16 protein-coding genes and 4 tRNA genes are annotated in these 15,112 nt (G+C 47.6%); 9 read left to right on the top strand and 11 right to left on the bottom strand.

Translation table 11 applies throughout. The features are described 5' to 3' along the window. Window positions 1-6 precede the first annotated feature (6 nt). From yycF to H2R00_RS15280, 7 genes are all read right to left on the bottom strand, one after another. A complete protein-coding gene (yycF, locus tag H2R00_RS15310) occupies window positions 7-714 on the bottom strand; it encodes a response regulator YycF (protein ID WP_154999228.1) in 708 nt (235 codons plus the stop codon). A gap of 412 nt (window positions 715-1,126) precedes the next feature. Next, a tRNA-Phe gene (locus H2R00_RS15305) sits at window positions 1,127-1,199 on the bottom strand. Between the two features lie 22 nt (window positions 1,200-1,221). Then, window positions 1,222-1,298, bottom strand: a tRNA-Asp gene (locus tag H2R00_RS15300). A gap of 88 nt (window positions 1,299-1,386) precedes the next feature. Next, window positions 1,387-1,458: transfer RNA gene (locus H2R00_RS15295), tRNA-Glu, on the bottom strand. Between the two features lie 7 nt (window positions 1,459-1,465). Then, window positions 1,466-1,541: transfer RNA gene (locus H2R00_RS15290), tRNA-Lys, on the bottom strand. Window positions 1,542-1,622: 81 nt separating this feature from the next. Then, entirely contained in the window at window positions 1,623-2,036 is a 414-nt protein-coding gene (locus H2R00_RS15285) for an NUDIX hydrolase (protein ID WP_182069637.1), read from the bottom strand. A 62-nt stretch (window positions 2,037-2,098) separates the two neighbouring features. Then, the gene (locus H2R00_RS15280) at window positions 2,099-3,391 is read right to left on the bottom strand and encodes an adenylosuccinate synthase (RefSeq protein ID WP_020453621.1); all 1,293 of its coding nucleotides are present in this window, start codon (window positions 3,389-3,391) and stop codon (window positions 2,099-2,101) included. Window positions 3,392-3,655: 264 nt separating this feature from the next. Between H2R00_RS15280 and H2R00_RS15275 the strand changes: the two genes are divergently transcribed. Beyond that, a complete protein-coding gene (locus H2R00_RS15275; RefSeq protein ID WP_154999226.1) occupies window positions 3,656-3,922 on the top strand; it encodes a holin in 267 nt (88 codons plus the stop codon). 17 nt (window positions 3,923-3,939) lie between these two features. Here H2R00_RS15275 and dnaB read toward each other — a convergent pair whose 3' ends face one another. Beyond that, entirely contained in the window at window positions 3,940-5,304 is a 1,365-nt protein-coding gene (dnaB, locus tag H2R00_RS15270; RefSeq protein ID WP_003177980.1) for a replicative DNA helicase, read from the bottom strand. A 185-nt stretch (window positions 5,305-5,489) separates the two neighbouring features. On the opposite strand from dnaB, the gene H2R00_RS15265 reads away from it, so the two are divergent. Next, on the top strand, window positions 5,490-5,687 hold the full coding sequence (locus H2R00_RS15265) for a DUF2188 domain-containing protein (RefSeq protein ID WP_154999225.1): 198 nt from the start codon (window positions 5,490-5,492) through the stop codon (window positions 5,685-5,687). Window positions 5,688-5,723: 36 nt separating this feature from the next. Here H2R00_RS15265 and H2R00_RS15260 read toward each other — a convergent pair whose 3' ends face one another. Further along, window positions 5,724-5,951 (bottom strand): hypothetical protein, encoded by a 228-nt coding sequence (locus H2R00_RS15260; protein WP_411802183.1) that lies wholly within the window; start codon window positions 5,949-5,951, stop codon window positions 5,724-5,726. A 133-nt stretch (window positions 5,952-6,084) separates the two neighbouring features. Between H2R00_RS15260 and H2R00_RS15255 the strand changes: the two genes are divergently transcribed. The 7 genes from H2R00_RS15255 to nagE all read left to right on the top strand — a co-directional run bounded on the left by H2R00_RS15255 (window position 6,085) and on the right by nagE (window position 12,621). Then, the gene (locus tag H2R00_RS15255; protein WP_182069635.1) at window positions 6,085-6,237 is read left to right on the top strand and encodes a YycC family protein; all 153 of its coding nucleotides are present in this window, start codon (window positions 6,085-6,087) and stop codon (window positions 6,235-6,237) included. A 57-nt stretch (window positions 6,238-6,294) separates the two neighbouring features. Beyond that, on the top strand, window positions 6,295-7,500 hold the full coding sequence (locus H2R00_RS15250) for a CynX/NimT family MFS transporter (RefSeq protein ID WP_154999223.1): 1,206 nt from the start codon (window positions 6,295-6,297) through the stop codon (window positions 7,498-7,500). Window positions 7,501-7,630: 130 nt separating this feature from the next. Further along, window positions 7,631-8,881, top strand: coding sequence for an N-acetylglucosamine-6-phosphate deacetylase (gene nagA, locus H2R00_RS15245; RefSeq protein WP_182069633.1), 1,251 nt, complete (start codon window positions 7,631-7,633; stop codon window positions 8,879-8,881). Then, window positions 8,878-9,624: a glucosamine-6-phosphate deaminase gene (gene nagB / locus H2R00_RS15240; protein WP_154999221.1), complete on the top strand. Its 747-nt coding sequence runs from the start codon at window positions 8,878-8,880 to the stop codon at window positions 9,622-9,624. The genes nagA and nagB overlap by 4 nt, the downstream gene beginning before the upstream one ends. Beyond that, window positions 9,621-10,352 (top strand): GntR family transcriptional regulator, encoded by a 732-nt coding sequence (locus H2R00_RS15235; protein WP_182069631.1) that lies wholly within the window; start codon window positions 9,621-9,623, stop codon window positions 10,350-10,352. The genes nagB and H2R00_RS15235 overlap by 4 nt, the downstream gene beginning before the upstream one ends. After that, complete coding sequence (gene murQ / locus H2R00_RS15230; protein ID WP_154999219.1) at window positions 10,349-11,245, top strand: N-acetylmuramic acid 6-phosphate etherase; 897 nt, start codon at window positions 10,349-10,351, stop codon at window positions 11,243-11,245. Before H2R00_RS15235 ends, murQ begins: the two co-directional genes overlap by 4 nt. Window positions 11,246-11,247: 2 nt before the next feature. Beyond that, window positions 11,248-12,621, top strand: a complete 1,374-nt coding sequence (gene nagE / locus H2R00_RS15225; RefSeq protein ID WP_176277014.1) for an N-acetylglucosamine-specific PTS transporter subunit IIBC — start codon at window positions 11,248-11,250, stop codon at window positions 12,619-12,621. A gap of 38 nt (window positions 12,622-12,659) precedes the next feature. On the opposite strand, the gene rplI is transcribed toward nagE, so the two are convergent. Together rplI and H2R00_RS15215 are read right to left on the bottom strand one after the other, a co-directional pair. Continuing rightward, on the bottom strand, window positions 12,660-13,109 hold the full coding sequence (gene rplI / locus H2R00_RS15220; RefSeq protein WP_154999217.1) for a 50S ribosomal protein L9: 450 nt from the start codon (window positions 13,107-13,109) through the stop codon (window positions 12,660-12,662). Beyond that, window positions 13,106-15,088 (bottom strand): DHH family phosphoesterase, encoded by a 1,983-nt coding sequence (locus tag H2R00_RS15215; protein WP_154999216.1) that lies wholly within the window; start codon window positions 15,086-15,088, stop codon window positions 13,106-13,108. Before H2R00_RS15215 ends, rplI begins: the two co-directional genes overlap by 4 nt. Between the last annotated feature and the right edge of the window lie 24 nt (window positions 15,089-15,112).

Here is a 15,112-nt window from a genome sequence, read left to right as displayed (position 1 = left end):
TCGGTATTAGTCCTGTTCCGGATTTCTCAAATAGTAGCCGACACCGCGCCTTGTGACGATCCAGCTTGGGTGACTCGGATTATCCTCGATTTTTTCGCGAAGGCGTCTGACCGTAACGTCAACAGTCCGTACATCCCCAAAATAGTCATATCCCCACACGGTTTGCAGGAGATGCTCACGCGTCATGACCTGTCCGATATGTTTTGCAAGGTAATGCAGCAGTTCGAATTCCCGATGCGTCAGCTCGATTGTCTCGTCCCGTTTTGAAACGACGTAGGCATCCGGGAAAATGACAAGCGATCCGATTTGAATTTCGTTTGAAGACGATTCTTCTTCGGCAGGAGCCGCTGTGTTCTGTCTTCTCAAGTTCGCTTTGACACGCGCCAGCAGTTCGCGGGTACTGAACGGTTTTGTCACATAGTCGTCAGCGCCCAGTTCAAGGCCGATGACTTTATCAATTTCCGAATCCTTTGCTGTCAGCATAATGATGGGCATATCATATTTTTTGCGGACTTCACGGCACACTTCCACACCGTCTTTGTTAGGAAGCATGATGTCGAGCAGAATCATATCAGGGTTGAGATCCTCAACCATCTGAAGCGCTTCATTGCCGTCATATGCGCAATGGACATCATAGCCCTCTTTTTTCAGATTAAACTCTAAAATATCAGCAATCGGTTTTTCATCATCTACAACTAGTATCTTTTTTTCCATTATTCATTCCTCCTGGTTCAGAGTTTGGATACAGCCAACGAATGGCTGTCTATGTTTTATATCAAGTCAACTGCATGTCGTAATTAAAAAAACACTTTCTAGAAAAGAGATTTCTTATACATTATAACGTTTATGAAGCAAAAGTTAAAAAAATAGTTCAAATGAAAACGTTTGGAAATTAAATCCACGCGCTATTTTTCCGCTTTTATCACAACAATTAAATTTTTGTGACTTTTTTTACTGAAAAATGAAACATCTTTCCCTTCAAGACCGTCTATATAGTAACGTCTTCTTCTTCGGCCGGGTTACCGGCCTCCCTTTTTTTCTCCTTTTTATTCCTTCAGCATTTTATTTCCTTGATTTCAGCTAAAAGAAAACGCATCTGCTTAAAAACAGACGCGCTTTTTTAGAGTGGCTCGGGACGGAATCGAACCGCCGACACACGGATTTTCAGTCCGTTGCTCTACCAACTGAGCTACCGAGCCGGGTATGTAACTTTTTTATAAATGGCGGTCCGGACGGGACTCGAACCCGCGACCTCCTGCGTGACAGGCAGGCATTCTAACCAACTGAACTACCGGACCTTGCATGATTACAGTACCTGCTTCGGAGAAGAATCGTGGTCTCCTCCGGAGCAAGCGGGGATTTAGCAATAACGCTAAAGTAAATCAATGACCCGTACGGGATTCGAACCCGTGTTACCGCCGTGAAAGGGCGGTGTCTTAACCACTTGACCAACGGGCCAGGGAAATGGTGAGCCATGAAGGACTCGAACCTTCGACCCTCTGATTAAAAGTCAGATGCTCTACCAACTGAGCTAATGGCTCGTTTCGTTGTTTTCGCAACAACGAGATTTATATTATCATAGAACGAACAGAAGTGGCAATATATTTTTTTATTTTTTTCTATTATTTTTTCCCTTCGTGATGATACTCCGCCCCTTCGCGGTTCAGCCAGTGCATGATTCCATTCGGATGGAATACAGACAACAGCCGGTCAGCTTCATGAAGCGGCATCCGCTTGGCTTCAACAATGTTCTCGTCAAACGTGATGGCATCCGGACGGTCGGTGATCCGGGCCCTGAAGACGTTGAAATATACATGCTCGCTACTGATCACCGCTTCATTTATAGCTAAAATATCAAGAGGCTGAATTCCGTAGCCCGTTTCTTCCTTCATTTCTCTCGCCGCGGCTTCTGTCAGCGATTCTCCAGCTTCCACCTTGCCGCCCGGCAACGTCCGCGATTTATTTTTCTTATTTTTCACCATCAGAATGTTTCCGTTCTCTTCCGCGAATGAATATATAACATCGACACGTTCCACCCGTCTGCCCTCTTCTCATTGAAAAACAAAGCCCCTGCGGACTGCAGAGGCTCTTCTGGAATTTAGTTTGGACGATAAACGCTTCTCACCACATTTGTTTGAGAGCGGTCAGGACCGACTGAGAAAATGGAAAGCGGAATGCCTGTCAGCTGAGAAACTCGCTCAAGGTAATGGCGGGCATTTTCAGGCAGGTCGCTCAAGCTTTTCGCTCCTGTGATATCTTCGGTCCAACCCGGCATTTCTTCATAGACAGGTTCACATTCAGCGAGCGCTTTTAAGCTTGCCGGGAACTCTTCCAGGATCTCGCCGCGGTATTTGTAAGCGACACAGATTTTCAATGTTTCAATACCGGTCAATACGTCAATTGAATTTAATGAAAGGTCGGTAATTCCGCTGACGCGGCGGGCATGACGGACAACCACGCTGTCAAACCAGCCGACGCGGCGCGGGCGCCCAGTAGTTGTTCCGTATTCTCGGCCAACCTCACGGATTTGGTCTCCGATCTCATTGTTCAGCTCTGTCGGGAACGGCCCGTCTCCGACACGCGTTGTGTATGCTTTCGATACACCAACGACATGCTGGATTTTTGTCGGTCCCACACCTGAGCCGATCGTCACGCCGCCGGCGACAGGATTTGAAGACGTAACAAACGGATATGTCCCTTGATCGATATCAAGCATAACCCCTTGCGCCCCTTCGAATAAAACGCGGCGGCCGTCATCAAGCGCGTCGTTTAAGACGACTGACGTGTCGCAGACATATTGTTTGATCTGCTGGCCGTACTCATAGTATTCGTCTAAAATGTCTTCTATTTTAAACCCTTCCGCATCGTACATTTTTTCTAGCAGACGGTTTTTTTCTTCCAAATTGCGGGCGAGCTTTTCTTCAAAGACCTCCCTATCCAACAGATCGGCGATGCGGATTCCGACGCGAGCGGCTTTATCCATATAAGCCGGGCCGATTCCTTTTTTCGTCGTGCCGATTTTATTGGCCCCTTTCCGCTCTTCTTCGACCGCATCAAGCTTTAAATGATACGGCAGAATGACATGGGCCCTGTTGGAGATTCTCAAGTTGTCCGTGCTGACGTTCCGCTCATGAAGATAAGCCAGCTCCGTCACCAATGCTTTCGGATCAACAACCATTCCGTTGCCGATCACACACGTTTTATCCTTATAAAAAATACCGGATGGAATCAAATGCAGTTTGTACGTTACCCCGTTGAATTTAATTGTATGTCCTGCGTTATTTCCGCCTTGGTACCGTGCGATTACCTCTGCGTTTTCGGAAAGGAAATCGGTGATTTTGCCTTTTCCTTCGTCACCCCACTGCGTACCTACAACAACTACTGAAGACATATCCGCGCACCTCCGTTAACCTTTTCAAACGATATCAATATCAAACACATTCAGTTTATCAGTGTCATGCCGTAAAGTCAATCGGAAATCCGAACATTAATTTTAACACAGAACATTTTTGTTCGTTATTATAAAGCAAATTTCATATATTTTCTTTTTAATAGGCAGTCTGTAAGTTAAATCTTAAAAAAACCGTTTTTCTTGGACAAAGATACATAAAAAACCGGCAACGCAAATATTCAATAAGTAAGGAGGGAGATGCCGATGGAGACAGTATTAATTTTTGCATCCGTTTTATCGCCGATCATTTTGGCGCTGGTCGAATTGGTGAAGAAGACGGTCAAAGTGCCGAAAAATTTGATTCCGCTCGTTTCACTCTTGATAGGTTTGCTGATCGGAGCCGCAGCATATCCTTTTACAGACCTTGAACTCGTGCTCCGTTTATGGTCGGGAGGACTCGCCGGGTTAACGGCGACGGGTTTATTTGAAATCGGTAAAAACCGCAATACGAGAAAAAAGAAAAATCCCTGAGACCATGTCTCAGGGATTTAAGCACCAGGCGCAACACCCGCATCATCAAACCGGCGTTCCAGGTTGACGAACTTATTATATTCTTTTACAAAAGCGAGCGAGACGGTCCCGACCGGGCCGTTCCTTTGTTTTGCAATAATGATTTCAATGATGTTTTTATTCTCAGATTCTTTGTCATAGTAATCATCACGGTACAGGAACGCAACGATATCGGCGTCCTGCTCGATACTTCCCGATTCCCGGATGTCCGACATCATCGGACGCTTATCCTGTCGCTGCTCGACGCCCCGGGAAAGCTGTGAAAGGGCGATGACCGGAACTTCAAGCTCCCTCGCCAGCGCTTTCAGCGCACGGGATATTTCCGATACTTCCTGCTGGCGGTTGTCACTTGATCTGCCGCTTCCTTGGATGAGCTGCAGGTAGTCGATCAAAATCATGCCGAGTCCGTTCTCCTGCTTTAACCGTCTGCACTTGGAACGGATTTCGCTGACGCGGATCCCCGGTGTGTCATCGATGAAAATTCCGCTGTTTGATAAGCTTCCCATCGCCATTGTCAGCTTGCCCCAATCCTCTTCCGTCAGGTTTCCGGTCCGGAGATTCTGGGCGTTGATGTTGCCCTCCGCACAGAGCATCCGCATGACCAGCTGCTCGGCTCCCATCTCAAGGCTGAAGATCGCGACGCTTTCATCGGTTTTTGTCGCCACGTTTTGGGCGATGTTTAAGGCAAAAGCGGTTTTACCGACTGACGGGCGGGCGGCTACGATGATCAAATCGTTTCTCTGAAAGCCCGCCGTCATCCTGTCAAGCTCGGTAAAACCTGTCGGGATCCCGGTGATGTCCCCTTTTCTGTTGTGGAGCTGTTCAATATTATCGTAAGTTTGGACGAGAACATCTTTAATATTTTGAAAGGCCCCGGAGTTTTTACGCTGGGCGACTTCCATAATCGTTTTTTCTGCTTCGCTTAAGAGGTCTTCGACTTCATCCTCCCTTGTATATCCGTCTTGGGCAATCGTCGTTGCCGTACGGATCAAGCGGCGGAGAATCGATTTTTCTTCCACGATTTTTGCATAATACTCTATATTAGCCGCAGTCGGCACAGAATTTGCAATATCCGTCAAATAAGAAATACCGCCAACTTCTTCCAAAAGGTCCGTGTTCGCAAGCTCTGATGTCACCGTCACCAGGTCTACAGGCTCGCCGCGGTCTCCAAGAACAAGCATGGCGTTAAATATTTTTTGGTGCGACATTCTGTAAAAATCATCTGGAATCAAGACTTCTGATGCCAAAGTTAAAGCTGATGGTTCTAAAAAAACAGCACCTAACACGGCCTGTTCGGCTTCGATATTTTGCGGCGGCAGCCTGTCATTCAGAAGATCTGTCATGTTAAGCACCGTCCTCCCATTTAAAAATAACCCAACGTCTATTTTACCATTTTTACAGAAAAAAAGTAGACTCGCTTTTTGTAGAAATATTTTCATAGAAAGGGAGAATGGCTGTCAGGATGTTTATTCCCTTAACTATTCGGGAAACAAATCAGCAAACAGAGCGTTTCGGGAGGTTGTTTTTCATGAAGGTCTATACGGTGTCACCAAATGCCGAGACAGACGGATGGTTTTTGAAACTGGAAGATACGGCGCCTGTTGAGCTTTATGACACAAGGGCAGAGGCCGTGGAAAAAGGAGAAGAGATAGCGAAAGAGAATCGTCCTGCGAAGCTTGTCATCTATGACTGGCAGGATAACAAAGAAGACGAACGGTCTTATTAAACACCTCAGCCGAGGTGTTTTTTTAAGCTTCCACAATTAATCCACTCGGCTGTTCCAATTGTTTTTCAAGAGCATGCTGACCATCAAATCGGTCGCATGCTGGTATAAATCCCATTCTTCATAGGCCGCAAATTTCATCCGCAGCGTTTGCAGCACATTGCGCATATCTTTGTACTCTTCAAATGTGTAAAGCCCTTTCGCTTTGACCTGCTGTTCATACAATTTCTTTTTCAGCGCCGATAATGTCGAATTCAAGACGATCACCTCCGCTTTATTTATATCGCTTTTTTCTTTTTCTTCCAACTCACTTGTCATATGATGTTACAATAAATATTGGAGTCAATATTCACTGTTGCGTACTCTGCACGCTGGGGTACAATATAAAATGGAGGACTTTATGAAACCTTTACAAATATCTGCCGAAACGGCGCAAAAACTTCCGGAAACCTTAAATCTTCCTCTTGAACAAATCATGCATTTGCCGCAGCATATCCTGCTTGCGAAAATTGCCGAAATTCAGAAGCAAGATCAAAAAAGTAACCTTGGATGATGTTCCGGGTTTCTTTTTCATGTCACTTTTCCACCTGAAAACAAAGGAGAATACAGCATGCATTACATTGACGCTCGACGCGCCCGTTTGAACAATATCTTTTTGATTGCAGGAATCATATTTATCGCTTTTAATTTAAGACCGGCTATTACATCTGTCGGGCCATTGATCAGTTCGATCCGCTCGGATATGGATTTGACGAACGGCATGGCTGGATTCTTGACGACGCTGCCACTGTTATCGTTCGCCATCCTGTCCCCAATCACTCCTAAGCTCGGACAGAAGCTTGGCAATGAGAGAACCCTCTGGGTCGGATTGGTCATCTTATTGATCGGGATTTTGCTGCGCTCTTACGGAGAATCTTTCACACTATTTGCTGGAACCGCATTGATCGGAGTCGGCATCGCCATCTGCAATGTGCTGCTGCCCAGCCTGATCAAACATAAATTTCCTGACAAAGCGGGAATTATGACAAGTTTCTATACGACGGCCATGTCGATTTTTGCGGCGCTCGCTTCAGGGATCAGCATTCCGCTGTCGCACGGTTTAGCGTGGGGATGGAGCGCGTCGCTCATGGTCTGGGCGGGCCTCGCGTTTGTTGCGATCTTGATCTGGGTTCCCCAGCTCCGCTATCATGATACGGGAAACCGCACGGTCAGCTTAAAGGCAGACGGCCAAACGGTCTGGCGCTCGAAAATTGCTTGGCAGGTCACATTCTTTATGGGCATACAGTCGTTCTTGTTTTACTGCACGATCGCCTGGCTGCCTGAAATTCTCCGCTCACACGGAATGAGCATGTCGCTTGCCGGATGGATGCTGTCGCTGATGCAGTTTGCCAGCCTCCCGTCGACATTTTTGACTCCGGTTCTCGCCGGGCGGTTTCGAAACCAGAAAAGCATCGTGCTCGCCCTCGGCATCCTATACTTGGCGGGGATGTCAGGGCTATTGTACGGAGGGAGTACAGCGATGCTGACGCTATGGGTCATTTTAATCGGGATCGGACAAGGGTCCAGCATCAGTTTAGCCTTGACTTTAATCGGGCTGAGAAGCGAAAATGCCGATCAAGCCGCGGCATTATCAGGGATGTCGCAATCCGCCGGGTATTTGCTGGCAGCGATTGGTCCAAGCTTTGTCGGTTTTCTTTACGATCACATGCACTCATGGAACGGACCGATTTTACTGTTCATCGGGGCGCTGGTCGCTTTGATCGGTGCAGGACTCGGTGCGGGAAGAAATCAATATATCTATGCTAAAGCAGCATAACGAAGCCGGCAGATAAGCCGGCTTTTTTTGGAATATAACCTGACAAAACAGCGGCCAAATGAAGCGTGATGCTGTATGATCAAACTTGACAAAAATAATTCACTTAATGGTCTAGACAACTAGAGTTGTAATGTTCTATACTGATGATAACGTTTTCAAGAAAGGACTTTTGACTGTGAAAACCAAACCTTCTCAACGCTATATTTTTAAACATCTTCATATTTACAGTGAAAATGGAACGATAGAAGACGGATTTCTTCTGACGAACGGAGAAAAAATCGAGGCTTACGGACCAATGGCTGATATTCCCGCTTCAGCCGCAACGGCAGAACAGCTGACATTTCCAGAGAACTTCAAAGTGCTGCCGGGCATGATTGATGTTCATATTCACGGTGCAAACGGCGCAGATGTCATGGACGGAACAGCCGAGGCTTTGCAAACAATGGCTGAAGCCCTGCCGAAAGAAGGCACGACAAGCTTCCTGGCAACGACGATGACCCAGGATAAAGCCACGATCGAGCATGCGCTGACAAACGTTCACCGGTATAAGGAAGCCGGCGGACAGCCCGGAACCGCTGAAGTATTAGGCGTTCACTTAGAAGGCCCTTTTATTTCAGAAAAGCGGTGCGGCGCCCAGCCGCCGGATGACATTATACCGCCGGATCTTTCGTTATTTAAAGAATGGCAGCGCCTATCGGGGAATAACATTAAATTAGTCACACTTGCGCCAGAGCTGGAAGGTTCTTTGGAACTAATTTCCCTTTTAAGAGAAACAGGTGTTACGGCATCCGCCGGCCACTCCGACGCCGGACTCAAAGAAATGGAAGCCGGGATTAAGGCCGGCCTCTCCCATGTCACCCATTTGTTCAACGGCATGCGGGGGCTGCACCACCGCGAGCCGGGGACGGCCGGAAGCGCCCTTCTGCATGATGAACTGAAGGTCGAAGTCATTGCCGACGGCATCCATGTTCACCCTGCCGTCATCAAGCTGGCATTTCAGCAAAAACAGAAAGAAGGCATCATTTTAATCACGGATGCCATGCGCGCAAAATGCTTAAAAAATGGAACCTATACATTAGGCGGACAGGAGGTGTTCGTGAAAGGCGAAAAAGCCGTTTTACAAGATGGTACGCTTGCCGGCAGCATCTTGAAGATGAACCAGGCTGCTCTGAATATGATCGATTTTACGGGATGTTCACTCGAAGATATCGTATACATGACAGCGGTCAATCCTGCCAGACAGCTTCATGTGTTTGACCGGAAAGGCAGCATACGGAGCGGGAAAGATGCCGATTTGATCATTTTAAATGAAAAAAATGAAGTTGTGATGACGCTTTGCAAAGGCGTGATTGCTTTCAGCAAAAGGGAGGTTTCACCATGAAAATCATTGAAGCTAAAAATTATCAGGACATGAGCCAAACAGCCGCCCGATTCATCATCGAGAAAGTGAATCGCTTATCTGCACCTGTCCTCGGCCTTGCAACCGGAGGAACGCCTCTTGGCACATATCAGGTTTTAAGGGAAGATCATGCGCATAACAAAACGACCTACAAGCACGTCTATACCGTTAACTTAGACGAGTATGTCGGCGTTTCCCCGGATCATGAAAACAGCTATACATTCTATATGAAAAAACAGCTTTTCGATCACATTGACATCCCGCTCAGCCACACCCATCTTCCGGACGGGATGGCTTGTGACCTGGACGCCGAATGCAGCCGCTATGAAGCGCTGATCGAGCGGCTTGGAGGCATTGATCTTCAAGTGCTCGGCCTCGGCTTGAACGGCCACATCGGATTTAACGAGCCGGGCACCCCATTTTCATCGAAAACGCATACGGTTGAACTGACACAATCAACGAAAGAAGCAAATGCCCGTTATTTTGATTCCTATGACGCCGTCCCGTCGCAAGCCATAACAATGGGCATATCCACGATCATGAAAAGCAAGCAGATCCTGCTGCTCGTTTCAGGAGAGAAAAAAGCCGGCATCCTGGCGAAGCTGCTCAGTGAAGAACCAAATGAAGACACCCCCGCTTCCGTCTTAAAAACGCACCAGGACGTCGTCATCATAGCGGACAGCGATGCTTTATCAATCGTGAAAGAAAGGGGTATGGCCTTTTGATCAAAAAAGATTCCCACATTCCGATTTACTATCAGATTGAAACCGAGATTAAAAAGCTTGCCGAAACAAAAGATTTGAAGCCCGGCGATCTCATTCCTTCTGAAAGAGAGTTCGCAGAAAAATATGAGGTAAGCAGGATGACCGTTCGGCAGGCGGTTAACAATCTCGTCAATGAAGGCATTCTCGTCCGGCAGCGGGGAAAAGGGACATTTATTGCCGAACCTAAAATTGAGCAGCCTCTCAAAGGATTGACAAGCTTTTCCGAGGACATGAAATTAAGAGGCATGAGACCCGGCACGAAAATGCTAGGCTTCGGCGTCATCCCGTGTGACCAAAGCACAGCGCGCAAACTGGAGATACGTGAGGGGGCTTCCGTCTATGAAGTCAAACGGATTCGCCTCGCCGATGATATCCCGATGGCTTATGAAATCTCCTATTTGCCCGCCGACTTCATCAACGGCCTGACCGAAGACATTATGAGCGCATCTTTGTATGACTATGTCGAAAATACGCTCTCCCTTACGATCGACCGGGCCGCGCAAACACTCGAGCCGGCGATTGCCTCTCCGGCAGAAAGCGAGCCTCTCGACATCGAGGAAGGCGCACCCGTCCTGCTCATCGAACGCTTGAGCTATTTGGACGACGGCAGACCGTTTGAAGTGGTTAAATCTGTTTACAGAGGCGACCGCTATAAATTCGTCATCGATATGAAGAGGAAAGACCAATGAGGAAAACAGAGGATACGAACGACAAAAGCAGAGCACTTGATGAAATGAATGCTTTAGATATTGTCACCTTGATGAATGAGGAAGACCATACAGTCCCTCGCGCCATTACACCCTGCCTTCCCCTGATCGCCGAGGCGGCGGAGACGATTGTCAGCCGTTTTGAGCAAGGAGGAAGAGTGTTTACAGCAGGCGCCGGCACAAGCGGCAGAATCGCAGTCCTTGATGCGGCAGAACTGCCGCCGACCTTCTCTATTGACGAAAGCCGTTGGACCGGCCTGATCGCCGGCGGATATGACGCGATGTGGACGCCTCTTGAAGAAAATGAAGATGACCGCGAAAAAATCGTCGCCGAACTGAAAGCGCAATCATTCTCGAAAGATGACGTCTTAATCGGAGTCACAGCGAGCGGTTCGACCCCTTATGTCCTCGGCGCTTTATCCTATGCCAAACAGCTCGGAGCCGCGTCTGTTTCGATAAGCTGCAACGCGGATACAGAAGCAGGCAAATTAAGCGATATCGCGATTGAGGTTCAAACAGGACCGGAAATTATCCGCGGTTCAACGCGCCTGAAAGCAGGAACCGCTCAGAAAATGATCCTGAACATGCTGTCAACAACTGCAATGGTGAGGCTTGGCCGCGTCTATCAAAACGAGATGGTGAATATGAGACTGCTCAATCAAAAATTGGCCGGGCGCGCTGTCACCATTCTGATGAATACTACCGGGTTATCACAAGATGAGGCCCTGCAAGCTTTAAAAGAAAGCGGCAATGACATCAAGGCAGCGATTTTTATGGTGTTGACAAGCGGAACGCTTGAAGATGCCCGCCGCTGTTTATCACACGAAAATGGACATTTGAAAAAAGCGATTCAATATCATCGAAAGGGGTTTTAACTATGTTGGGATTTCTTCAAAATATCGGCCGCGCACTCATGCTGCCGATTGCCGTTCTTCCTGCTGCTGGCCTCCTGCTCGCGCTGGGAAGGGAAGACCTGTTAAACATTCCGTTTATCGCCGCTTCAGGACAATCGATTCTTGACCAACTTCCGATCATCTTTGCGATAGGCGTTGCGATCGGATTGTCAAAGGATGGCCACGGTGCCGCCGCACTGTCCGGAGCCATCGGTTATTTTGTCCTGACAGGCGGCTTAGCAGCCATCAATGAGAACCTGAACATGGGGGTTCTCGGCGGGATTATTTCAGGTGTTGTCGCCGCCGTCATGTATAACCGCTTTAAAGATGCAAAGCTGCCTGACTGGCTCGGGTTCTTCGGCGGAAAACGCAGCGTTCCGATTATGACGGCCTTCTGTTCCATCATTCTTGCAGGCATTTTCGGTTTTGTTTGGATTTACGCACAGCAGGCAATTGACGCCATTGGCGGCTGGATTATCCATGCGGGGGCATTGGGAGTCGGAATATTCGGTCTTTTAAACAGACTGCTCCTGCCGCTCGGCCTTCATCATATTTTAAACAATATGGTTTGGATGGTCTTTGGAGAATTTGCGGGCAAAACGGGTGACATGAACCGGTTCTTTGCCGGAGATCCAAGCGCCGGCGCCTTTATGACAGGGTTCTTCCCAATCATGATGTTCGGTCTTCCTGCGGCATGTCTGGCGATGATTGCCGCCGCGAAAAAGCATCACCGTAAAGCAACGGCCGGATTGCTGATCGGATTGGCGTTCACATCATTTTTAACCGGTATCACGGAGCCGATTGAGTTCACATTCATGTTCCTGTCGCCGCTGCTCTACGGTATTCACGCCTTGTTAACCGCAAGCGCCATGACCGTGACCAATATGCTCGGCATCCATCACGGCTTTACCTTTTCAGCCGGGACGATCGACTATCTTTTAAACTTTGGAATCGCCACAAAGCCGCTGCTCTTGCTGCCGGTCGGTCTTGTATACGGCATTATTTATTTCATCATCTTTTATTTCTTGATTACGAAGCTCAATTTGAAAACGCCTGGACGAGAGGATGATGATGAGCAGGAAAGCACACCTGTCAGCCCTGACACAGGATCGTCCAAATACGAAACCCTTGCGGACAAATACATTGAAGCGCTTGGCGGAAAAGAAAACATCGAGACGCTGAACAACTGTGTGACCCGCCTCCGCCTCAAGGTCCGCGATGCTTCCAAGCTGGATGAAAGCGCGATGAAAGCCATGGGAGCGAAAGGATTCGTAAAGCTCAATCAGCACGAGGTGCAGGTGATCATCGGTACAGACGTCGAATTCTTGGCGAATGAAATGAGAAAACGTACAGAATAAAAGATAAGCCCCTTCAAGATTGAAGGGGCTTTGTTATTTTATGATTGCTCTTTCACGTGAACTTTCAGTGTTGCTTGTACTTCGGGATGGAGTTTCACGGGAACATTCGTATATCCCAATGAGCGAATCGCATCGTTTAATTCGATTTTGCGTTTGTCGATTTTTAACTGATGGCCTTTTTGCAGTGCATCAGCGATTTGTTTGCTTGTTACAGATCCGAATAAACGGCCGCCTTCTCCAGACTTGGCTGAAAGCTCCACCGTGATGTCCTCAAGCTGTTTTTTCAGCTCTTTCGCAGATTTTAGTTCTTCAGCCGCTTCTTTCTTCTCTTTTTTCTTCTGGCCTTCAAGCACACTAATATTGGCTGATGTCGCTTCAACAGCCAGCCCCTTTTTGATCAAAAAGTTGTGCGCGTATCCATCCGCTACATTTTTCACTTCGCCTTTTTTCCCTTTGCCTTTAACATCCTGTAAGAAAATTACCTTCATTTCTGAATGCCTCCTTCGAAATACTCGTCAATCGCTTCTTTCAGTCGGCGGAGCGTTTCCTCAACCGTGATATCGGTCAGCTGTGTCGCGGCATTGGTTAAATGACCGCCGCCCTCGAGCGCTTCCATGATGATTTGAACATTCACTTCACCGAGCGATCTCGCACTGATGCATACCGTGTTCTCGTCTCTTCTCGCCACAGCAAATGACGCTTCGACATCGCTCATGGACAGAAGAGAATCCGCGGCTTGCGCAATGATAACCTGGTCAAAATATTCGTCCGCCTCATCGTCCGGCAGCGATGCGATGGCGATGCCTTTTTGATAAAAAACGGTATGTTGTATAAGCTTCGCCCTTTTAATATAATGATCGGCGGTTTCTTTTAAAAACTTTTGCACCAATACGGTGTCAGCGCCTTTTGCACGCAGGTATGACGCCGCATCGAACGTACGAGAGCCGGTGCGAAGCGAGAAGCTCTTCGTATCGACAATAATTCCGGCCAAAAGGGCTGTTGCTTCGATCATGTTAATTTTTAAGCGCTTCGGCTGGTACTCGAGCAGCTCTGTCACAAGCTCCGCTGTAGATGAAGCGTACGGCTCCATATAGACAAGCAGCGGGTCTTTAATAAACTCTTCCCCTCTTCTATGATGATCGATAACGACGATATTTTCAATTTTATTGACCAGCCTTTCTTCAATGACAAAGGAAGGTTTATGCGTATCAACGATCACGAGCAGCGTGTCGTCTTTCGCGATCTCAAGCGCCTCTTCCGGCGTAATAAATCTGGACCACAGTTCTTCGTATTTTTTAATTTCCCCGATCAGTCTTTGAACGCTTGCGCCGATCTGATTGGAGTCGATCACGACAAAACCGTCTTTGCCGTTTGCTTGTGCGACCTTCAAAATCCCGATGGCTGATCCGATCGAATCCATATCGGGAAACTTATGGCCCATAATAATCACATTGCTACTTTCAGAGACAATCTCCTTGAGCGCATGTGAAATGACCCGGGCTCTGACGCGCGTCCGTTTTTCCATCGGATTCGTCTTACCGCCGTAAAACTTCACTTTCCCGTTCGGCTGTTTGATTGCCACCTGATCTCCTCCGCGTCCCAGCGCCAAGTCAAGGCTGGATTGCGCCAGATCGCCGAGCTCTTTCAGTGATGAAACAGATGCACCGATTCCGATGCTTAACGTCAAGGAAATCGTATGAACGGATGTCTTCTCCCGAACTTCATCAAGGATCGAAAACTTTGATGCTTCAAGCTCGCTTAAAATATGTTCGTTTAATACACCGATAAACCGCTCAGAGGAAACCCGTTTCAAGAAAATGCCGTACTCTTGGGCCCACTGGTTCAAAAGCGATGTCACTTCACTGTTTATCGAGCTTCTTGTCTGGTCATCAAGCCCTTGTGTCACATCGTCGTAATTATCGAGAAAGATGTAGGCAAGGACCGTTCTTTCGTTTTCATATTGTTTTTCAATCTGCGTCTGCTCTGTGACATCGAAGAAATAGAGCAGCTTTTCTTCCCGTTTGATGACCACATTAAATTTCCGCTCATTCAGTGTAATCGTTTCTGTGTCTACTTCCTGTTTAATCAAAGGGACGACAGATTCACAAGTATCATAAAGCGACCGGCCGACAAGCGTATTTTCATTAAAGCATGACGCCATAAAAGGATTGGCCCACTCGATATAGTACTGATCGTTAAACAGCATGATCCCGATCGGCATTTCAAGCAGCGCCTCTTCCCCGACTTTTTTCAGACGGTAAGACAGCGTCGATATATAATCGTCCAGCTCTTTTCTGATTTGGGAGTCAGCCCGTCTCAAAAAGTACAAAATAACACCAAGAATCAGAACGCCGGCCGCCCCTGCCACCCAATTAAAATAAATGTTGATGAGGACAGAAATGATTGTGACGACGATTAAAGAATATATGGGATATCGAAATAACGGTTTTTCATAAAAACTTGGCACTCAAATCAACTCCTCACCATTGGA

The sequence above is a fragment of the Bacillus haynesii genome, from assembly GCF_014042035.1.
GTDB classification, from domain to species: domain Bacteria; phylum Bacillota; class Bacilli; order Bacillales; family Bacillaceae; genus Bacillus; species Bacillus haynesii.
Note: the sequence above shows the minus strand (reverse complement) of the source record. Positions and strands in the feature narration are given on the sequence as shown.